The 22,160-nt window shown below is 38.3% G+C and carries 17 protein-coding genes and 1 pseudogene; 4 read left to right on the forward strand and 14 right to left on the reverse strand.

Annotated features, from left to right (window positions below):
• Positions 1-137 precede the first annotated feature (137 nt).
• The 5 genes and pseudogenes from HMPREF2933_RS02605 to rsmH all read right to left on the reverse strand — a co-directional run bounded on the left by HMPREF2933_RS02605 (position 138) and on the right by rsmH (position 7,130).
• A pseudogene (locus tag HMPREF2933_RS02605) lies at positions 138-2,083 on the reverse strand (peptide ABC transporter substrate-binding protein).
• A gap of 523 nt (positions 2,084-2,606) precedes the next feature.
• Complete coding sequence (mraY, locus tag HMPREF2933_RS02610; RefSeq protein ID WP_070672455.1) at positions 2,607-3,590, reverse strand: phospho-N-acetylmuramoyl-pentapeptide-transferase; 984 nt, start codon at positions 3,588-3,590, stop codon at positions 2,607-2,609.
• Between the two features lies 1 nt (position 3,591).
• Positions 3,592-5,847: a penicillin-binding protein PBP2X gene (pbp2X, locus tag HMPREF2933_RS02615; RefSeq protein ID WP_070672459.1), complete on the reverse strand. Its 2,256-nt coding sequence runs from the start codon at positions 5,845-5,847 to the stop codon at positions 3,592-3,594.
• 3 nt (positions 5,848-5,850) lie between these two features.
• Positions 5,851-6,171 carry a cell division protein FtsL gene (gene ftsL, locus HMPREF2933_RS02620; protein ID WP_024052154.1) on the reverse strand — a complete coding sequence of 107 codons (321 nt, stop codon included), beginning with the start codon at positions 6,169-6,171 and terminating at the stop codon, positions 5,851-5,853.
• An 8-nt stretch (positions 6,172-6,179) separates the two neighbouring features.
• Complete coding sequence (rsmH, locus tag HMPREF2933_RS02625; RefSeq protein ID WP_024052155.1) at positions 6,180-7,130, reverse strand: 16S rRNA (cytosine(1402)-N(4))-methyltransferase RsmH; 951 nt, start codon at positions 7,128-7,130, stop codon at positions 6,180-6,182.
• Positions 7,131-7,279: 149 nt separating this feature from the next.
• Here rsmH and HMPREF2933_RS02630 point away from each other — a divergent pair, with 149 nt between their 5' ends.
• The 3 genes from HMPREF2933_RS02630 to HMPREF2933_RS02640 all read left to right on the forward strand — a co-directional run bounded on the left by HMPREF2933_RS02630 (position 7,280) and on the right by HMPREF2933_RS02640 (position 9,769).
• A complete protein-coding gene (locus HMPREF2933_RS02630; RefSeq protein WP_024051757.1) occupies positions 7,280-7,468 on the forward strand; it encodes a helix-turn-helix transcriptional regulator in 189 nt (62 codons plus the stop codon).
• Between the two features lie 268 nt (positions 7,469-7,736).
• Positions 7,737-9,092, forward strand: a complete 1,356-nt coding sequence (locus HMPREF2933_RS02635; RefSeq protein ID WP_024052157.1) for a TrkH family potassium uptake protein — start codon at positions 7,737-7,739, stop codon at positions 9,090-9,092.
• 11 nt (positions 9,093-9,103) lie between these two features.
• Positions 9,104-9,769, forward strand: a complete 666-nt coding sequence (locus tag HMPREF2933_RS02640; protein ID WP_003025935.1) for a potassium channel family protein — start codon at positions 9,104-9,106, stop codon at positions 9,767-9,769.
• 49 nt (positions 9,770-9,818) lie between these two features.
• On the opposite strand, the gene HMPREF2933_RS02645 is transcribed toward HMPREF2933_RS02640, so the two are convergent.
• From HMPREF2933_RS02645 to nagA, 7 genes are all read right to left on the reverse strand, one after another.
• A complete protein-coding gene (locus tag HMPREF2933_RS02645; RefSeq protein WP_003025937.1) occupies positions 9,819-10,076 on the reverse strand; it encodes a DUF896 family protein in 258 nt (85 codons plus the stop codon).
• Positions 10,077-10,090: 14 nt separating this feature from the next.
• Positions 10,091-12,130 (reverse strand): glycine--tRNA ligase subunit beta, encoded by a 2,040-nt coding sequence (glyS, locus tag HMPREF2933_RS02650; RefSeq protein ID WP_024052158.1) that lies wholly within the window; start codon positions 12,128-12,130, stop codon positions 10,091-10,093.
• 2 nt (positions 12,131-12,132) lie between these two features.
• A complete protein-coding gene (gene glyQ, locus HMPREF2933_RS02655; RefSeq protein ID WP_024052159.1) occupies positions 12,133-13,047 on the reverse strand; it encodes a glycine--tRNA ligase subunit alpha in 915 nt (304 codons plus the stop codon).
• Positions 13,048-13,951: 904 nt separating this feature from the next.
• The gene (locus HMPREF2933_RS02660; RefSeq protein WP_024052160.1) at positions 13,952-14,344 is read right to left on the reverse strand and encodes a hypothetical protein; all 393 of its coding nucleotides are present in this window, start codon (positions 14,342-14,344) and stop codon (positions 13,952-13,954) included.
• A 180-nt stretch (positions 14,345-14,524) separates the two neighbouring features.
• Positions 14,525-15,277, reverse strand: coding sequence for a DUF6261 family protein (locus HMPREF2933_RS02665; protein ID WP_070672461.1), 753 nt, complete (start codon positions 15,275-15,277; stop codon positions 14,525-14,527).
• A gap of 547 nt (positions 15,278-15,824) precedes the next feature.
• Positions 15,825-16,670 (reverse strand): aldo/keto reductase, encoded by an 846-nt coding sequence (locus HMPREF2933_RS02670; protein ID WP_024052162.1) that lies wholly within the window; start codon positions 16,668-16,670, stop codon positions 15,825-15,827.
• 314 nt (positions 16,671-16,984) lie between these two features.
• Complete coding sequence (nagA, locus tag HMPREF2933_RS02675) at positions 16,985-18,139, reverse strand: N-acetylglucosamine-6-phosphate deacetylase (RefSeq protein WP_024052163.1); 1,155 nt, start codon at positions 18,137-18,139, stop codon at positions 16,985-16,987.
• A 582-nt stretch (positions 18,140-18,721) separates the two neighbouring features.
• Between nagA and HMPREF2933_RS02680 the strand changes: the two genes are divergently transcribed.
• A complete protein-coding gene (locus tag HMPREF2933_RS02680) occupies positions 18,722-19,351 on the forward strand; it encodes a hypothetical protein (RefSeq protein ID WP_024052164.1) in 630 nt (209 codons plus the stop codon).
• 636 nt (positions 19,352-19,987) lie between these two features.
• On the opposite strand, the gene HMPREF2933_RS02685 is transcribed toward HMPREF2933_RS02680, so the two are convergent.
• Positions 19,988-21,619 (reverse strand): Na/Pi cotransporter family protein, encoded by a 1,632-nt coding sequence (locus HMPREF2933_RS02685; RefSeq protein ID WP_070241541.1) that lies wholly within the window; start codon positions 21,617-21,619, stop codon positions 19,988-19,990.
• Positions 21,620-21,776: 157 nt separating this feature from the next.
• Positions 21,777-22,127, reverse strand: coding sequence for a 30S ribosome-binding factor RbfA (gene rbfA / locus HMPREF2933_RS02690; RefSeq protein WP_024052166.1), 351 nt, complete (start codon positions 22,125-22,127; stop codon positions 21,777-21,779).
• Between the last annotated feature and the right edge of the window lie 33 nt (positions 22,128-22,160).

Consider the following 22,160-nt stretch of genomic DNA (forward strand, 5'->3'; position numbering starts at 1 on the left):
TGTATCTGTCAGCACTTAAAATCACTCCCTAAAGCCAACTCTTATTTGAGACTTCTTCAATATAGGTTCTTTAGATAGGAACAACAAAAAGAAACTCCTACGAAGCTTATCGTTCATAGAAGTTTCTTACATTTGTTTTATTTCACATGATTTTCGTAGTCATCTTGCGCTTTTTTATTAGAGGTTTCTTTTTCTTTTTAGCACTTTCGTATTCTTTTGTTGTTACAATTTTGTCTTGCAGTTTGACATATTTGAAATAACTGCTTGAAGCACCTTTGATTCCAACTAATGAATAAGAACGGCTAAATGGAACTGTTTTCGTCACAGATGGTGTTCCTCCAAGAGAGAGGTTTGGCATTGTCAAGCCACTATCAATTAACCATGCTTGCGCCTCGGCATATTTTTCATAGCGTGTAGCTTCGTTGGTTTCAGCATTTGCTTCTGCTAGCATCTCTGTATATGTGTCCAGTCCAACTGCCTTGATCTTATCATTTTCTTGACCTAGTTCCAGACCAAAGTTTTGTAAACTACCACCATTTTTTATATTCAAAGTATCTAGATAAGTAGATGGGCCTTGATAGTCACCAGACCAACCACCATTATACAAATCATAGTCCTTTTGAGCAGCTGTATTAGCAAAATAACTGATATTATTTAATTCATCTGAACTCATTTGTTGAATATCAATGACAACATTTTCTGTGCCTAAGACAGACTCAACAGATTGTTTCATGGAACTTTCCCATTGAGCACCAATTTTACTTGTCTGATCAGCTGGTACATCTAAGTGGATAGGAAACTGAACACCCTTTGCTTGCAGTTCTGCTTTAGCTTGAGCAAACTTTGCTTTAGCTTTTTCTGGATTGTAATAAGCATCTTGTGCATCGGCCAAATTCATGTTTGACCATTCTGAGCCATAGTTTACCAGCTTAGAAGACACAACATCACCAAACGTTTTATCACCGATAGAAACAAATGTTGGTGGCACGAGTGTGTTCCGCAATACCTTTGTCGCTCCGTCTTTCCCATTACTTTGTGCACCATAAGAAGTACGATTATAGGCAAAATTGATAGCTTGACGGAAAGCTTTATTTAGCACCGCTTCTTGGGTCGCAGCCTTTTGAGCATCTGTTTTCTTCGATGTATGGTTATAGGACTGACGATTTAAATTAAAGTTATAATAGTAGCTGGTCGCATCTTGCAAACTATAGATGATATTGTTAGCATATTGTTTCTTAACAGAAGCAAAACTAGAGCTATTTGGATAAAGACGAGCTGCACTATAGGCACCATCTGTGAAGTTACGGATAAGGGCTTCTTGGTCAGAGCCATCATAATATGTCAATTTAATGTTATCCAAATGAACATTCTTTTTATCATAGTAATGAGGATTTTTAGCAAATTCCATAGAAGACTTGGCTGCCAGAGACTTCAATAGATAAGGACCATTGTATAGAATGCTGGTTGGTTTTACAGAACCAAAATTTTTTCCTTGTGATTTCAAGAAATCTGCATTAACTGGGAAGAGGATATTATTGGTCGTTTTTGAATTCCAATAAGTCTCTGCACGGCTGAGTGTATACTGTACTGTATAGTCATCTAGAGCTTTTACTCCAACCGTTGAAAAATCTTTCGTTTCACCCTTGATGTAAGCATCTAAACCTTTGACAGAATCTTGAACGAGGTAAAGGGCTTCTGATTTATTATCTGCGGCGTATTTCAAGCCAGTTACAAAGTCTTGCGCTTTTACACTTGCGTACTCTTCACCTTCTGATGTGTACCATTTAGCATCTTTACGTAATTTATACGTATATGTCAAGCCATCTTTGGAGACTGTCCATGACTTAGCAAGCGCCGGAACTAAATTTCCGTACTGGTCATTTTCCAATAATCCATCAACTAAGTTAGTCACAACATCTGAAGTTGTCGCACGGTTCGCCATCAGATAATTTAGCGTGTCTGGATCTTGTGTATACACGTATGAATAAGTTGATGTGCTAGAAGCTGACTTGCCACAACCTGATAATAGGATTCCAGCGCTTAGCACAACTCCTGTTGCAATAATCCATTTTGATGATTTCATAGATAAACATCCTCTAATGTCACATCTTGTTACATTGAATATTATACCGAAATATTTTCAAAAAGTAAAGAGCTGTATTTTGACAGAAACTATTATTTATTTAAAATAATAGTTATTTTCTGCATAATATGATTAAAATAAGCCAAAAAATACATAAAAAAACAAAATAACAAATTTTATCCTTTGGCTCAAATTGAATAAACATTCTTTTAAAACTAAAAAATAAGCCATTCTACTTTATAAAGATAGCAACTACTCCCCTCCTTCAACTAAATATTGAACCTATTATACACTTTTTTCGTATAAGTACAAGAAAAATCATGATTTTTTAATATATTTTTCGGATTTTCTGCTATTTAAAACAAAAAAAGAGACATCCAGAGATAAAATTTGCATTTTTTAGTTTCTAACCTCCTCTCTCAGAGGGGGGTTATTCAGCAATCTAGAAGACTAGTGAGGTAGGGACGAAGTTTTCGTCACAAAAAAGCGAGGCAGAAATAATATTGTCCCCACCTCGTTTCTCTTATAAATATAAAATTGCAAGTGTTAGTAAGCTAGCTACAAGACCAATTCCCCAGAAAAAGAAATCGACCTTCCATTCACTCCAAGCTTTACCATGCCCTGATAGACCTCCCAGTTCAAAATGGTGATGAACTGGTGTCATCCGAAAAATACGTTTGCCGCCGGTCAATTTGAAATAAGAAACCTGCATCATAACCGAAGTTGTTTCAAAGACATAGACAATTCCAATGATGAGCAGCGTCCATTCTTGATGAAGCGCCATCGAAATGGCTGCTAACATACCACCAAGTGCTAAGCTCCCTACATCACCCATAAAAATTTTAGCTGGTTTATGATTGAAAATGAAGAAGGCAAGCAGACCGCCAATCATACTCAAAATGACAATTAAAATATCAAAACGATGCTGAACCACCGCAATAACTGCATAAGCTGTCAAACTGATTGTAACAGAAATGCTGGCTAATCCATCAATGCCATCTGTCAAATTGACTGAATTGGAAAAACCAACCAACCAAAAGAGGGCAAAAGCGATATAAAGATAACCTAAATGAAGTGGGAAACCAAAAATATTAAGCAAATCGCCTCCACCGTGGGTGTCAAAGAAGAAGTAAAAAACAATACCACCGATAATTTGAAGAGCTAGTTTCTGCTTGGGATTTAAACCTTCATTTATTTTGCGAAAAACTTTTAAAAAGTCGTCTAAGAAACCAACAATGCCGTACAAAACAAGAATAAACAATATCATCAAGGCAGCGCTTGAGAGTTCTCTTGATATAAGCGCAATCACAAAACTGGACAAAACGGAAGCTAGCAAGAAAACAGTCCCACCCATGGTTGGAGTTCCCGCTTTTGCTTGGTGTTGCTTCACATCCTCGTGCATTTGTTGCCCAGAAATATGGGCTTTATGATAAAAACGAATAAAAGCAGGTATTCCAACCAGAGTTAGAATAAAGGTTACAACACCTGCAACGATAGCTTGTAACATGCTAATCTCCTAATGTAATTGTTATTTCTTTTATTTTCTTGAGTGATGCGTTGGTTTTAACACTTTGGGCAACGACTTTAGAGCCTTTGCCCTTAACATGCACTTTTATGCCTAACCATTCACCGAATGTTTCAACATTTTTCTTGGTCCAACCGTACATATCCGGCATTTCAGTAAAGTCATCTGTTAAGACAAGAATTTGCTGATTGGATTTCAGTGTCTCACCTGTTTTTACAGACACTCTCTTAATATTTTTACTAGTACCTAGGATAATAGGTTGTACAAGATTGCGTCGTAACTCATCTGCTAAATCACCAGGGCTGGTATTTTTAGTAGAGGGCATTTTATAAGCCATTTCTTTTGAAACCGACTTTAGAATAGGGGTTTGCGTCGTCAAGTTCAAAGTATCCTTCATCGCTGCAGCTTCTTCTAGCACCGGATTGACAACTTCTTTCCAGAAGATTGGTTGGAAAGATTCTGAGGGCTGTTTCAGAGTTACATACATGATAAAATCAGGATTTTCTGCTGGTGTCATTGCCACAACAGAATAGATGTAATCATTTGCCCCTGTCAGATAACCACTGCCATTTTCTCCGGCAATTTGTGCTGTACCGGATTTAACTGCCACATTTTGATTAGGCACTTTGATAATCGGACCTTCTGCCTTGCTATATAAGGTTCCGTAAATAGGATCTGTACCGACAGTCACCATATGGTCTCTCGTTGACTTAGCAGCATCTTTGGAAACAGGGTGCCCGACAATTTCTGTAGAAGCCTTACGCGCACTCCCACTTTTGGAATCATAAATTGCACTGATGAATTTTGGTTCAACCATTACACCGTCATTAGCGATGGAAGAAAAAGCACGTAACATTTGTATCTGAGTAACCGAAATTCCTTGACCAAAAGCACTCATTGCATAAGTAACGATATTATCTGCCGGAAGACCACCGTAATCTTCATAATTCATTCCAAAGCGTGTGGGTAGACCAAATTTAAACTTGCTAAGATAGTCTAGCCATTTTTCGTCACCCATTTTTTTCTCAAGAGAAGCCATTCCCACATTACTAGAAAGAGCAAAGCCTTGAGCATAGGTTAATGTCTGTCCTTCAGAAAGTCCCATGTTGACATTCCAGTCTCGAATCGTTACATCCGCAATTTGTAAACCACTATTATTATACGTTTCATTTTCTGGGAAAGTGTTATTGTCTATAGCTGCAGCTAGTGTCATAACCTTCATCGTTGAGCCAGGTTCATACTGATTTTGATAGAGAGCACTAGACCAAGCAAAGTCTTTTGTCAAATCTTGCTTTGTATCAGCATCAAAACTTGGACGCTGCGTCGTTGCAAGGATTTCTCCAGTTTTTGCACTGACTAATGTGGCACTGGCATAAGTTCCCTTAGCTTTTTCCACAAAAGCATTCATCCGCGTTTCAAGGAAAGACTGTAAATCCGAAGATAAGGTTGTATAAACATCTTTTCCATCTTGTGTTTGCCTTGAAACCTTGTCTGATCCCGGTACTATATTTCCGTTTTTATCTTTTTCATAGGTGATGACACCATTTGTTCCAGCTAACGTCTTGTTTAAAGCAGCTTCTAAACCTGTTGTTCCAACAAGTGTTTTACTACCATCTTTATTTTCTTGTAACTGAGCCAATCCAACAAAAACAGAAGCAAAATTCCCATTGTTATAGCTTCTATTTGGACTAGTTGTGAAATCAACTCCCTTTACTTTCGCTTTTTTCAATTCCTCACGAATGGTATTCATATTACTATAACTGATACCATTTCCTTGAGCACCAAACGAAACTTGTTGTAATTTTTTTCGAGATAGTTGTTTTTTGACGTAGTCCTTGTCCATACCAAGATACTTGTTAAATACATCAGCTACCTTATCGTATTGAGATTCTTCTACATAGAGAATTTCTCCTGTTGCTGACTTATAACTTTTATCAATAACTGCATAAACATTATAGGAAGTCGCGTCTTCAGCTATTGGCAAACCATTACGGTCATAAATGGTTCCACGTTTAGCTGGGACGATCTTTGTGATTTGATGCACTTGACTTGCCTGTTCAGCTAAATTCACGCCAAACTTCTTTCCCGTTCCAATGATAATTGCAAAATTGATTAGGAAAACAAAAAAGACAAAAACCGTCAAAACGCTTAGATTTTTCCCTACTCGTCTACGGTTGTAACCAGGATTCCTACGATTTTTCAAAGCATGGTTTAAAATTCGTCTTCTGAGTCCATTCATGCTCTACTCCGCCGTTCTGATATTTTCATTATTCTGAGTCATTTCCTGTGAACTTGCTAATTTTGACAAACGTTCACTACGAATCAATTCGTTTACTTCTTGTTTAGCATCATCTAGCTCTGTGCGCTTTGCCTCAATTTTTGAATTGACAGTCGTTAAATCACGTTGCACCTGCAATAATTTTGTTTGCATAAAGACAACGCTTGTCGCTAAGATAACTGCCGTCAACACTATAGCTCCATAAAATGCCTTTTCAACACGAGAAAATCTTTGAATACGCGCCTGAAGTAGCTGGCTAGTCGTTCTTGGTCTATTATTTGCCATCTCAATCCTCACTTATGTACTTTTTGCGCTACACGCAGCTTGGCTGAATGCGCGCGATTATTGTTATCTAGTTCTTCTTTACTTGGTAAAATAGGTTTTCGAGTAACCAATTTCATTTTAGGTTGTAAATCCTCTGGAATAAATGGTAAGCCTTTCGGCACATCCACTGTTGATGCCTCTTTAAAAAGTTGCTTGGTCAAGCGGTCTTCTAACGAATGAAAAGTAATCACAGAAATCCGCCCATCAACCGCTAACAAATCCATCGCCTGTTGAATGGACTCGTCTGCCGCTCCCAACTCATCATTGACCTCAATACGAATGGCTTGAAAAATCTGTTTAGCTGGGTGACCTTTTTTCTTTAATTCCTTGGCAGGCTTAGCAGATTTAATAATCTCTGCCAACTCCGTAGTAGTCTCAATCAGTTTCTTTTCACGCATTTGCTCAATTTTACGAGCAATTTGTTTTGAAAACTTATCTTCCCCATACTTAAAAAAAATCCGCACTAAATCATGATAGCTATATTGATTAACTACTTCATAAGCTGTTAGCTTTGCCTCACGATTCATTCGCATATCAAGCGGAGCATCTTGTTTATAGGAAAAGCCACGCTCACGCTCATCAAGTTGCGGACTCGAAACTCCTAAATCATAACAAATACCATCAATTTCTTCAACACCTAGCTCATTCAAACGAGCCTTTAAATGACGAAAATTGTCATTGATAAAAGTCACCATTCCTCGCGCCACATAGGGTGCTAAGCGTTTTTGAGCATGCTCAATAGCAGTCTGATCTTGATCAAAAGCATATAGATGACCGTTTTTTCCTAATTTACTCAATAAATATTCACTATGTCCTGCTCCACCTAATGTTGCATCAACATAGACTCCATTTGGTTTTATATCAAGTTGATCAATGGTTTCGTGCAGAAGAACTGTTACATGATGAAATTCATTTGTCATATCTTTACTATTATACCACAAAGATTTAAAAAAAGAATTTTAGAATCATGTAAAGTTTTTTGTCAATTATATTTGATATATTTCACAAGTATATTTATAATAAAAGGACAAAAGTCACTTATATTTGACACTAGGATAAGGATAAATACATGAATCACGTGAAAGATTTCCGAAAAAATCTAGGACTCTCGCAACTAGGCCTTGTCAAACAAATTGGCGTTTCGCGGCAGACAATTAACATGATTGAAAACAACAAATATAATCCCACGCTAGAACTTTGCATTAATCTAGCACTAGCTTTAAAGACAGACCTAAACACACTTTTTTGGAATAAGTAAAAAATAGAAAGGCTACATTCAAATGAAACTTCAACAATACAAAAAAATTATCCTAGCTCTCTTAGTAATTCTCCTCGTTGTGTGTCTCTATTTTTTCTTCATCTTAACAGATCCAATCTTGTTCTGGATAGATGTGGCAGTGATTGCTGGTTGCATATTTTTCGGTCGAAAACTTTTAAAGAAGGGCTAGACTTCTTACGCCTTCCTTCTCGTCTTTTAAGCTGCTTTGTGGTAAAATAAAGTCATTATTCTATGAAGGAAGATACGAATGTCACGTTTTTTATCAAGATTATCTCCTGCTAGGCGCATTTTATTGAGCTTTGCCCTTGTAATTGTGGTGGGCTCTCTTCTTTTAAATCTGCCTTTTATGCAGACAGCAACTTCTAAAGCTAATTATTTTGACCACCTCTTTACATCAGTTTCAATGGTTTGTGTGACGGGGCTTTTTACGCAGTCTGTTGCAGATACTTACAATGTTTGGGGACAGATTATCTGTATGCTCCTCATTCAGATTGGCGGATTGGGGCTGATTAGCTTTATTGGGCTGATTTATGTCCGCTCCAATCAGAAACTCAGTTTTTCCAATCGTACTACTTTACAGGAAAGTCTTAGTCGAGATGAGACAAATTCTATTCGCGACTTTCTTCGCTCCATTTTTCTCATTACTTTCAGCATTGAAGCTCTTGGATCATTTATCCTCAGTTTTCGCTTTGTCCCCCTTTTAGGATGGGGAAAAGGACTTCTAACCTCCATTTTCCTTGCTATCTCTGCATTTTGTAATGCTGGATTTGACAACTTAGGAAGCACTAGCTTGCTAGCTTATAAAACAGATGCCTTGGTCAATTTGACCATTGCTGCCTTGATTATCATGGGAGGCTTGGGTTTTTCAGTTTGGTTTGACTTAAAAACAAATATCCAGACAAAAGGACACAAGCGGAAATTACGCTTTCACACAAAATTGGTTCTTGCTTTAACAGCTTTCATCTTAATCAGTGGAACCTGCTTGACATTTCTGACAGAATATCAAAATACAGCTACTATTGGTCGACTTCCCTTTGAAAAGAAACTTTTAGTCAGCTTCTTTCAAACCGTCACCATGCGGACGGCCGGCTTTGCAACAATTGACTATACACAAGCTCGCCCAGTGACACTTCTCCTTTACATCATTCAAATGTTTCTAGGGGGTGCTCCCGGAGGAACGGCAGGGGGACTGAAAATCACTACTTTTTTGGTCGTATTAGCCTTTGCCCGAACGGAAATCCTTGGCTTGCCTCATACTAATTTTGGACACCATACGTTTTCTCCCTCTACCATTCAAAAAGCCTTTAGTGTCTTGATTGTCTTTACAACAACCTTTATCATTGGCTTGACTTTTTTGACTATGATCGCTGATAACGGACATCGTTTTATTTACTTAATGTTTGAAGCCATGTCCGCTCTTGGAACGGTAGGCGTAACGGCAAATCTAACGCCTACTTTAAATCATGCCGCCTTAACGGTGATTATGTTTTTGATGTTTATCGGACGTATCGGACCATTGACCTTAATTGTCAGTCTTTCCAATCGAAAACCGAAGAAAAAAGACACAATTAAATTTGCCAATGCAAATATTATTATTGGATAGGAAGGAATCTTATGGATAAACGAACAATCGGTATACTGGGGCTAGGAGTTTTTGGTCGCAGTATCATTAACACGCTCCGTAAATACAACTGCGATATTATCGCTGTTGACGATCATGAAGATGTCATCAACCATTTTGAACCCATTTTAGCACGAGGCGTGGTCGGCGATATTACAGACCACGATTTGCTGCAAGCTGCAGGAATTGATACCTGTGATACGGTCGTGGTCGCTACTGGAGACAATCTAGAATCGAGTGTCCTTGCTGTTATGCACTGCAAATCGTTAGGCGTTGAAAAAGTAATTGCCAAGGTGAAAAGTAAAACAACCAGAGAAGTGCTGCTAAAGGTCGGAGCAGATCGCTGTATCTCCCCTGAGCGTGAAACAGGAATTTCACTTGCAAAAAATATCCTGCATCAAGCTACGACTGACGTCATTGAACTAGATAAAAATGTATCTATTATCGAATTTTATCCACCTCAGTCTTGGATTGGTAAGAATTTAGCCCAATTAAAACTTCGTCAAAACTACAACCTCAATATCATTGGTTTTCGAGAAATGCCCGACGGCGTTCTCAACATTGATACATCACCTGACTATACCTTTAAAAAGGACGAATTGTTGATGGCAGTTATTGACAGTCAAACATTTGACCATTTTGAAGATATTACAAAATAGCCTAGCAAAAATCGCCGAGAATGTTTCTCGGCGATTTTTGCTGCCTTTATTACGAATTTGGATCATCTAAACTTCGACCGTGTAAGCCTTTTTCACGTTGGACTTGGCGAAGTTTTTCTGGCGTGATGTCATTGCCCTCTTCATCCACAATTTTAATCCCTTCAATGTGGTGGCGAACGCTACGACGATAGCCTTCAATGTATTCTTCACGCAATTTAGCTTGCTCTACTTTTTCTTCTGGCGTTAGACCAACTGTTTTTTTCTTTTTGGCAAGTTCGTTGATGCGTTCGATTTTCTTTGGTTCCATTTTCCCTCCTTGGATTATTTTGTATTGATTTGGTTAAATTGTGCCACTTTTTTGGCTTTCGTCATTAAGGCAGATATGAGTGCCAAACGATTGGCTCGGATTGCTTCATCTTCAACCATAACCATAGTATTGTCAAAGAAAGCGTCAATCACTGGACTTAAAGCGAAGAGTTGCTCAATATTATCTGCTAAGTCATCAGATAACGTTAAGTTTTCTATTGCTGCATGAAGGGCTTTTTCTTCGGCATTTTCAAAGAGGCTCTCGTCCACAACACTAGCCGTTTCTGCTTTTTCTGCCAAGTTAAAGACACGTGCTAAACTTTCGACCGACGATTTGAAAGAATCTTCTTGTGCTTTTTCTGCCAAAAGAGCCGCCACCTCGACCAAATCACGTACAACAAACGTCGAGCTGTTGAGCACAGCTGTTACGATATCTTTTGGAATATCATTATCCATCATTTTTTCAATACGCGAACGGAAGAAATCAAGTACCTGCTCTTTGTTACTATATGTGAGACTATCAAACTGCAGCGCATAGAGCTGTTCTATCAATTCATCTAAGGCAATATGCCAACCAAATTTATCCAAAATGCGCACAACACCTTGTGTTGCCCTACGAAGAGCATAAGGGTCATTTGAACCGCTTGGAATGAGTCCAACAGAGAAGAACGAAAGAATTGTGTCTATCTTGTCTGCAATGGCTAAAATAGCACCAACTTTCGTATCTGGCAATTCACCGTCACTGGCAGTTGGTAAATAATGCTCTCGAATAGCTCTAGCTACTGCTGTGTTTTCTCCTGCAAGTAGAGCATATTTTTCTCCCATGATACCTTGCAATTCATCAAATTCTCCAACCATACCGGTCAATAAATCAAATTTGTAAATAGATGCGGCACGGGTTACATCTTTCACTTCCCGAGTAGATAAGTGTGCTTTTTCTGCTAAAAGAGCTGCGATCTTTGCTGTTCGCTCCATGTGCTCTGCTAGAGAGCCGATTTTTTCATGAAAGGTCACATTTTTCAACTTTTCAACCAAATCAGAAATAACCAATCGTTGGTCTTCGCGCCAGAAAAATTCTGCATCTTCCAAACGAGCTACCAACACTTTCTGATTCCCTTTGACCACATTTTCGAGATGTTCTGCATTTCCGTTACGTACCGATACAAAATATGGAAGCAGCTTGCCATTTTCGTTACGAACAACAAAGTAGCGTTGATTGACTTTCATGGAAGTCACAAGGACTTCCTCAGGTACATCTAGGTAACGCTCGTCAAAACGTCCGATAAAAGCGGTTGGGTATTCAATCAAATTCAGCACTTCGTCCAGCAAATCTTCGTCAATCTCCACATGAACGTTGTGCATTTTCTCGATTTCTTTGATTTGATCCAAAATCATGTTTTCTCGTTCCATTGGACTAGCAATGACAAAAACTTCGCGCAGATCTTCTTCATAAGAATCTGCAGACTGAATCTTCACTTCATGACCGAGAAAACGATGACCCCGACTTGTCCGTCCGCTTTCAATATCGAACAAATTCATCAAAAAGGACTCATCGTCCAACAACACAGTTAGGGTATGAACGGGACGGATATATTCAAATGTATTGCTCCCCCAGTGCATATTGACCGGAAAGCTTAGTGAAGTCAGCACATCAACAACTCCGTCAATCAATTCTTCAACAGGTTTTCCGATTTCTTGCTTGGTCACATAGACATATTCTTCGCCTTTGACTTCACGGAATGTGATATCTTCAACAGTCAAGCCTTTTCCACGAACAAAACCTTGCGCGGCTTTGGTGAAATTTCCCTCTGCATCCAAAGCAATCTTCTTGCTTGGTCCTTTAAAATCTTCTGTTAAATCTGTTTGCTTTTCACTTAGATTGGACACGCGCACAGCCAAGCGACGAGGAGTTGAAAACATTTCAATCTTATCAAAAGTTAAACGATTGTCTGTTAAAAAGGCTGCCATTTTATCACGTAATTGCTTCATGCTTGGTGTTACGACATAGGCCGGCATTTCTTCCAGCCCTAACTCAACCAATAAATTCTTTGTCATTTTTATTCCTCCTCAGCCAATAATTTCTCACGTGTTGCTTCATCTAATAATGGATAGCCTAGTCGTCTGCGCTCTGCCACAAAAGTTTTAGCAACAATACGTGCCAAATTGCGAATCCGAGCAATGTAACCTGCCCGCTCCGTCACCGAAACAGCTCCGCGAGCATCCAATAAATTAAAAGTATGAGAGCATTTCAATACATAATCATAAGCAGGGTGCACAAGATTATATTCCAAGCAGCGTTTTGCTTCTGCTTCAAAATGATCAAAATTTTCTAAAAGCAAGGCTTGGTCGCTCACTTCAAAACTGTATTTTGAATGTTCAAATTCTGGCTGACGGAAAATTTCGCCGTACTTAACTCCATCTGCCCATTCAATATCATAAACAGAATCCACTTCTTGAATATAAGATGCCAAACGTTCTAAACCATAGGTAACTTCAGATGTAACTGGACTGGTAGATAAACCACCGACCTGTTGGAAATACGTAAACTGTGTAATCTCCATCCCGTCAAGCCATACTTCCCAACCCAAACCTGCAGAACCAGTTGAAGGATTTTCCCAGTTGTCTTCGACAAAGCGAACATCGTGCTCTAGCGGGTTAATTCCTAACAATTCCAATGATTGTAAATACAACTCTTGAATGTTGCTAGGACTTGGTTTCATTACAACCTGAAACTGATGATGTTGGTAAAGGCGATTCGGATTTTCACCATATCGTCCATCTGCTGGACGACGTGAAGGCTCTACATAAGCCGCATTCCATGGCTCAGGTCCAATAGCCCGTAAGAAAGTGTAGGGGCTCATCGTACCAGCACCTTTTTCATTATCGTAAGCCTGCATGAGCATACAACCCTGATCATTCCAAAACTGTTGCAACGTTAAAATAATTTCTTGGAAGGTTAACTTCTTCGGCATAATGTTTACTCCATTCTTTTTATTATAATATTCTTGTAACTTGAGCTTATAGTAGGAATATACTAGTCTCAACAAGTGAATCAATTTGACTAACAAAACAAAAAGCAGAACTGCACTCGATACGACACCCTATACAGCTTTGCATAGGGGCGTCAAAACGCGGTTCCACCCTAGTTTATTACTTCATTGTTAATATAGCCTTAAGATAACATCAACGACTAAAATTTACCGAAAGCTCCATCTTCATTCAGCTCTTATCTGGCTTCCACCATCCCAGACTCGCTAGCAAGTAATTGCATGAGACTTCTTTCATACAAAACATTATAGCAAGAAATAGGAAATTTGTAAAAGGAAAATATTTTATTTTACATTGGGTATCAAAAAAAGTCAACAAAAGTGTCTAATTTTTCTTTCTTGCACTCTTCACTAAAGTTTTCAAATCTATTTTTTACCTTGTCCTTTGTATTTTTTCTGCTAAACCAGAATTAATACTTTTGGAATATTTACTTAGAATTTTTGCTAAAGAATTGACGCTAACTAGATAAGATTGGATTTTTGAACGATAGAATATATTACCTTTATTTTAGAATACTTTCGGGAATAAGCTATTTAGAAAATTGTTCTGACATAGAATATTGAATAACTGTAATTGAACTTCAAGTGGCAGATTCCCTAGTAAAATATCTTGCCTTCTGTTATCCATTAAAAACTTATCAATATGTCTTAATTTACAACTTGAAATATCCAGTTTCATTGCTGGATCTAAATTAAAATCTTTTTCAAAATTTGAAGTGACCGAATTGATAAAAGCAGACAGATCACGAGAATAATCAATAAAAATTGGTTCTATTTCTTGTTCTCACTTTTCTATAGTTGTAAATTTATTTAACCTCAAAATATATACTCATTTGACTAATGTTTCCATAAGGAATATCATCAATAGTAAAACTCCCAAATCGTGCTGCACAAAGCAATAAACAAAAAATTCTTGATAAAAATTATAGTTCGACTCTAATAGGCGCTTTCTTTCAACCGCACTATTACTTAACTTATTACAAGCTTTTGCAAATTTATTATCAGAATAGAGCTTCACGCCAATTCTAATTTTTTTCATCATGGTTACAAGGTTTACATCTCTGATGTTTGGTAATTCTAAAATGATTCCTTGTTCTTGAAACTTCTCAATCCAGCCTAAACAAATTGATGATAAAAACGGGAAAAGTGGTATGAATATCTCAGAATTATCAAAATCGTCGGTAAAATTAGTTATTATATATAAAATTTGCTTTGCTTCCATCGTTTCTTGTAATAGAAAGTATAAATGATATATTTCCCAATAATTTTTCTTCGTTCATAATAATTCGCTTCCCATTTTTCACTCACCTGCAGTTTCATCAAGTTTGTGTAGGTTTCTTTTGATAGAATTATACCACGAAACCACCAAAAATCCCCTAGAAATCATTCTAAGGGATTAACTTTACCCTGCCATCTCTGCCACTTGTTCCGTTTTTGCTTTCTTGCTTGGACTGGATAGGCGGCGCTTGCTGTCGCGGATGGTGTTGAGGTCTTTGAGGAGTTTAGCAAAGTGGAGTTTTTCGGGATAGGCTTCTGCGGAGGCTGCGGTATAGCGCATAAAGAGGTCATAGATACGGGAGAGCTCGGTACGCAACTGCTTGGTTTTGCCGACTTCTTTGCTGGACTTGGCTGCACGCGCCAGAGTTTCTGCCCGGTCATAGTCTTCCTGAGCTGTTGCCACGGCGGTAAGCATCGGCAGAAGACCCAAGGTAGTCACTGCTGCATCATAAGGTTCCTCCTTGAGGTTTTTGAGGAGACTCTTGATTTCAGCAGTTGCGACATCGTTGGTATGCTTGGTGATGTCCTTATACTTCGCAAGGACAGACGTTAGGGTTTCGTGGGCAGCTTTGAGATTGGGCTCCTTGATTTTGGCAAAGCCCCTATGCAAGGTAAACAGTCCGACTAGGGCACTGTCCCGCTCCTTATCCACTTCTGCTAGACTCAAGGTTTGTTTATTTTCTACGCTGGCCAACTGGGCTTGGAATTGCTCCAGCTTACTGTCAAAGACTTCAAGATGCTCATCATACATAGCCTCATCCTTGTAGGACTTGGCAAAGCTAGTAAGAACCTGATGAGAGTCCGTCATCAAGCTCTCAAACTCACGGTTAGTAAAGTTGCTGTAAGGCAGGGGGCGAATGGTGTAGGTTTTTGTCATAATAATCCTTTCCTCAAATATGATAAAACAAGTATAGCATGTGGTGATAAATCTTTGGCAAGGCTACTCTGAAATGTTGTTTTTAAGCTCCGAAAAGGCATTTTTCTCTTTTTCAAAGAAAAAAGGCAGCAAAAATCCCCATCTGATTGCTAGTAAACCTTCCGACGGGGACTATTTGTCTATAAAAAACGAATCATCCGATCATTCAAGACTTAGAATACCTAGAAACTTTAGTGATTAGTGTCATCCTAGACATAGAATGCCAATCAATTTTAGTAAATCCTGTCATTCGAGGGATAGATTATTTGGAAATTTTCATAAATAGGACTATCTGAAAGCTAGATTCCCTCCAAATTTTAGTAAGGAAGACGATTCGACTCCTAGATTGGAGTAGGACGTTGATAAATGATATTGACTGAAGCCTTGACTGCTTCTTTTCTTCCTTATCTTCCCACTCCCAGTAGCTCAATAACCTCCTCAATCAGCCCTTTGATTTCTTTATCGCACAGAAGAGAAAGTTTTGATTACAGTTTCAGTCAATCATCATCTAAAAATCCATCTTATCTGGATCTGGAGCGCCGCCTTCAAGACCTTGAATGTTTTTCAACACTTCTAGGTCTGCTGGACTGAGGGTAATGTCAAAGCAGTCCAGATTGCTCTTGATTCGCTCAGGCGTAACCGACTTGGGCAGGGGCAGGAAGCCCTCTTGCAGGCTCCAAGCCAGAGCGATTTGGGCGACAGATTTGCCGTATTTATCGGCCACAGCCTTGACTTCTTCATTGCGGAAAAGTTCCCCTTGACCGAAGGGACCCCAAGCCTCTAGGAGAATATCATGCTTACGACAATAGTCCACTGTTTCAGCCTGATAGACACCAGGCGCCAGACGAATTTGATTGACCGCGGGCAAAATACGCGCTGTCTCAAGCAGAGGCTCTAGGTGGTGAGGCAGGAAATTGCTGACACCGATAGCTCGGATTTTCCCCTCCCGATAGAGGTCTTCCATAGCCCGCCAAACCTCCCGATTGCGCTCCTTCCAAGCTTCCTGCTCCCGCAGAGGTTTTGGATTGGGCCAGTGGATAAGATAGAGGTCCAGATAGTCCAGCCCCAAACGCTCTAAGGAGCGGGCAAAAGCTTCTTGAGTCTCCTCATAAGTATGATTACCATTCCAGAGCTTGGTCGTAATAAAGAGCTTTTCCCGCGGTATACCATTGTCTTTGATTGCACGACCCACACTTCCCTCATTCTTATAAACAGCTGCAGTATCAATGTGCCGGTAGCCTGCTTCAAGTGCTGTCAGCACTGCCTGATAGGCCTCTTCACCATCCTGAGCCTTCCAAGTTCCAAAGCCCAAAACCGGAATCTCTACACCATTGTTTAATTGATAACGTTCCATCTCCGTCTCCTTTATTAAGCAAGCAGGCAGCCCAGTCAACTACCCCTTCCAACAAAAAATCTATTTCTTAGCTTTCTTTTTCAAGGATTTGGGTTTAAAGACATTCTCCTTGGTTGGTGCCATTCCCCTGCCGAGAAAACTATAAGTAATAAAAGTTATGCCAACTACAATCATGAGCATACGACTCAGATAACCTCATTATATCACGCCTCTTATTGCAATTCAAATCCTTAAAAACCTTTTCTTAACTACATGTATTTTAAAAAGTAAAATGAAAAGAGTCGGTTTTCCAACTCTTTCAAGATAAAAAGATTCTATTTAGCTTCGTATCGTTTTTCACCATCAAGATAAGTTGCAACGAGTTCTAAATCATTGTCCAAAACGATAAAGTCCGCATCGTGACCTTCTTTGATTTGACCACAAACATCATCAATATGAACAGATTTTGCTGGATTGAGCGTCGCCATCATAACAGCTTGGTGCGCATTAGCAATCCCCCATTTTACAACATTTTTTAGACCATCTTTTAATTTCAAGATAGAACCGGCTAGGTTGCCTGTTGATTTGAGTCGAGCAGTGCCATTTTCCACTACAACCGGAAATTCACCCAGCATATAATCGCCAGCTTCTAATCCACCAGCTGTCATACAGTCGGTAATGAGAGCAATATGTTCATGACCTTTTTGCTTCATCAAAATGTCACAAGCCTTTGGATCCACATGGTGTCCATCACAGATCAGCTCAGCATAAGTGTGTGGCAGCTCGTACATAGCGCCGACCATGCCCAGCTCACGGTGAGTCAGACCACGCATACCATTATAGGCATGAACCCAGACACTAGCGCCAGCATCTACCGCAACTTTAGCTTCATCAAAAGTTGCATTTGAGTGTCCAAGTGCAACTGTTACGCCTTCATCAGTAATGGTTCGAACAAAATCTTCAACACCTTCTCGTTCTGGAGCTAAAGCGATTTTATTGAGCAAACCATTCGATGCTTTTTTCCAAGCACGAAATTCATCCATTCGAGGATTTTTCATGTAAATTGGATTTTGGGCTCCTTTATATTTTTCTGTGAAATACGGACCTTCAAAATATAAGCCACGAATCTTAGCACCTGTCGCTTCCTGATAATGAGCACCGATATTTTCTGTCACAGCTAAGAGTTGTTCATAGCTTGAAGTCAAAGTCGTTGGCAGAAAACTAGTCACCCCCGTCGTCAAGAGACCTTCACTCATCGTATGAAGGGTGCCCTCGATATTGTTATCCATGACATCGACACCGCCAAAACCATGAATATGGGTATCCACCAGTCCCGGTGCGATAGAATAACCTGTATAATCTATCACATCCGCACCTGCCGGAATAGCTTTCGTCCATTTGCCAAATTTACCATCTGTGATTTCCAAGTAGCCACCTTGACGGATACCATGGGGATAGAAAAATCGATCTGCTTGAATATATTTAGGCATAATAAAACCTCCTTCTTTCAGTGAGAGTTTATATAAGCTGTCACTTTAGACAACTGTAAATAGTATTTTAAATCACTCTCGCATTGTTCATTATGTCTCTTTCATTATATCGCTTTCTTTTCTTTTTGTAAATGGTATAGACCTATCTTGCTAGATTTTAAGTGATTGTATAAACACTACTGTTTATACTATTTTCTATACTGTCCATTTAACAAACTTGTAGTACACTTCGTTTAAAAGAGTGATCTAAATTCCATATTGGCAAGAGCTTACTTTGATGCTGCTTATTTTAGGATATATACTAGTACTCATTCCATTTGCAAGTCTTGTTTGCTAGATATTTTTCGATATTAAATTCAGACCAACCTTATAGTCGTCTTGTTTTTTCTTGTTGTTTTCATATTTTTAGTACTAAATAGATAATTTCTGTCAAATGAATCAATTAAGGCACTCAACCTAAACCATCAAGTTTATATTCGACTTTCCGGTTACTACCTTATTTAAGTATTTATGTTCTATCTTTTATTGAATAATTATTTGTATAATGATATAATAAAAGTGGGGAAAAGTATTTTGTGTTGATTGTTGTCACAAGGAGCTGATTCCAAATTCAAATTTAGAAGAGACAAATCAGCTTTAAATGACTTTAGTCTTCACCTAGCACACTTATCTTTGGAGGTGTACCATGAAAAAGAAAGTCTTTACAGTTGTTTTTCCTTACTTGCTATTCTGTTTTTAACTGCTTGTGGTAATAATAAGAAATCAACAAACACATCATCTTCTGAAGTACCCAAGACTAGTTCTAGTCAAAAAGCAGAACAAAAATCAAAAGTTGTTGAATTTTCTACCACAGCTACTGATACAGTTATTTATGAAATCAAAGGTCTTACGGCCACCTATAAAGGGCTGGAAAAAGATGATTATGAATATACTCTTAAACTAGCTTATAAAAATACTTCCAATAAGGAATATGAAGTGCAAACTCGTAATGGTAAAGTCAATAATATTTCTAATAGTGATGACCATAAAATTATCATTTGTTCTGATACCTTAAAAGCTTCTGCTGCTTCTGAAGGTAGTATTAAATTACCAATAAATGCTTTAGAAGCAGCTAGTATTACTAAGCCAAAAGTTTTAGAATGCAATTTAGAAGTCATTTATGATATCACAGAAACCATAGCCAAAGTACCAATTAAGGTTACTTTTGAATAATTCAGTAGGAGCTAATGTTTAGCTTCTCTCACATCATGTATGTATACAGTACATAGCAGCTAAATTAACTTTCAATACATATTGTTCTAATAATAAATTAAACAACCAGCCATTCCTCGCTTTATGAGGATTGGCTTTTTATATGACTAGTTTCCGAACATCCTTAATAAACTAGTTATGACAATCTCCCCATCACAATAATATTCTCATCAAAAAACATGAGTCTGGCTTATAGAACATACTAAAACTTTTTTTAATTCAATACCCACAATCTACTGATAGCCAGCAATAAGAGGTTCGAATAGTTTAACAAATGCAATTTTACAAGAAAGATTTAATCAAAAATAAAAAGTATATTTCGAAATTTGTATTTTTCTTCTTGATGAACTGGTTTAGAGTTTGTAAGTTTTGATAAAGATAAACTGTGACATCTTTCAAGTTCTATTCAACCTCTATTTGCTCTATCACATTGGATTGATAGCAAAGTCAAGCTAGTATTACAGCACAGATGTTCCACTTTTTCTTGTGTACCAAACTTGATCTCACAGAGCCATTATTAATAAACTTTCTACTTGATCATGCAAGATAAGTAGGGTACAAAAAAAACAAACTGCACCAGCAGTTTGTTTCTCATGATTATATTTGTTCCGCTTGGACCTTTTCCGCCAAGTTCATGGCGTGATCCGCTACTCTCGTATAGTGAGAGATGATATCAATAAAGTTTACGCCTGCTTGTGTCGAGCATTCTCCTCTATTCAGACGATGAATGTGCGTTTTCCGTAGCTTTCGTTCCATTTTATCAATCGCTTCATGCTTAGTTACTAAGCTATCCGCCAACTCAATGTCATTATTTTCTACAGAAGCCAGGGATTCTTTAATGAAAGTCAAAGTCATGTTATAAATCAATTCCAACTCTTGCAAAGCTGCTGGAGAAAATTCCACCTTTTTCCGACGGATATAATCAGTCAAATTAATCAGCGCTTCACCATGGTCCCCGATTCTTTCTAAATCTCGAGATGAATCCAAAATATTTGTCAGCACTTCACTTTCTTTTTGGCTAAGAGGCTCACTAGATAAATCAATGAGGTAACGTGTGAGATCTTCATCAATTTTATTGATTGCTTCTTCTACCTTGTGTCCCTTGTCTGCTGACTTTTCAGTATTGTTCACAATATAATCATAAGCCAACTCAAATGAACGCATCGCATAACGTCCTAAATGAAGCAATTCTTTTTTAGCATTTCCAAGTGCCAAAGACGGAGCTTGTTTGATTAAAATCGGATCTAAATAAAGCGGTTCATATTTCACAACTTCATCTTCACCTGGAATCAGTTTTGTTACCAAGGTAGCTAACAAGCCAATAAATGGAAATTGAATAATGGTATTAGTAACATTAAAAGTTCCGTGAGCAAAGGCGATGGTCATTTCTGGGCTTAAATGGAATGCTGCTTGAAACCACTGAATTAAGCTCGTAAATGGACCTAAAACGATCAAGCATAAAACGGTACCGACCACATTGAAAGTGACATGGGCACCTGCCACACGTTTAGCAGCAATATTGGCTCCTAATGATGCAATAATCGCTGTAATCGTTGTCCCGATATTATCCCCAAAAAGGACTGGCAAAGCTCCCTTTAACTCAATCAAGCCGCTCGCATATAAATTTTGTAGAATACCAATAGTTGCTGATGAGGCTTGAATCAACAAGGTAATACCTGTCCCTACAAATACACCTAGAACTGGATTTCCACTCAACTTTATCATATACTCACGAAAAGCATCTAAATTTTTCAATGGCTCCATAGCACCACTCATCAAATTCAAAGCAAAGAAGATCCCCCCGACCCCAAATAAGACACGACCAATATTATTGATAGAGCGCTTTTTGGTAAAGAAGAGACAGACTGCTCCTAAAAAGAGAATGGGTAAGGCATAATCACCTAGCTTAAAACCAATAATAAAGGAGGTCACTGTCGTTCCGATATTGGCTCCCATGACAATACCAATCGCTTGCTTCAAAGTCAATAGTCCAGCGCTTACCAGTCCAACCGTAATAACTGTCACACCCGAACTTGATTGAATCAGAGCTGTTAGACCAATCCCAACTAGAACGCCAAAAAATGGATTGCTTGTATATTTATCAATAAAATAACGAAGCCGATCACCTGCAGCCTGCTGCAAGCCATCTCCCATCATTCGAATACTATATAGAAAAAGTCCTAAACCGCCTAAGAAGCTAAATATAATTTGCTGCCAATTGATGGACATCTTTTCTCCTCCGAAAAATCTGTAGCGGATTATCTCCTTTTCTATTTTAAAGGATAAGTGTAAAAGTAACAAGCCTTTTTAGCATTTTTATCAAAAAAAGAAAGAAAAATAGAATTTCCTTTCTTTTTAAATATATTGATATAGCTAAAATCACGTTTTATTTTTGTTCTAAATCGCGGATCATTTGGTCAATTTTGTTCCCATATTCAATCGATTCATCCTTGATAAATGTCAAATCAGGAATTTTATACATCTTCAAGTTGTGACCCAATTCACGTTTGATGGTTCCCTTCGCCTTTTCTAAACCGGTCTGAGCTTTTTCTTGTTCAGAAGCAAGGTTGCTCATCAGCGTGTAGTATACTTTTGCCATTGACAAGTCGCCCAACATTTGCACATCTGTAATGGTAATTCCTTGAACACGCGGATCACGAACTTTTTTTTGCAAAATTTCATTGACTTCACGTTTGATTTCCATGCCCACACGATCCACACGAAATTGATTTGCCATGATATCTCCTTTCACTTACTTTAGAAAAAGGTT

This window comes from Streptococcus sp. HMSC066F10, assembly GCF_001813805.1.
GTDB classification, from domain to species: Bacteria; Bacillota; Bacilli; order Lactobacillales; family Streptococcaceae; genus Streptococcus; species Streptococcus vaginalis.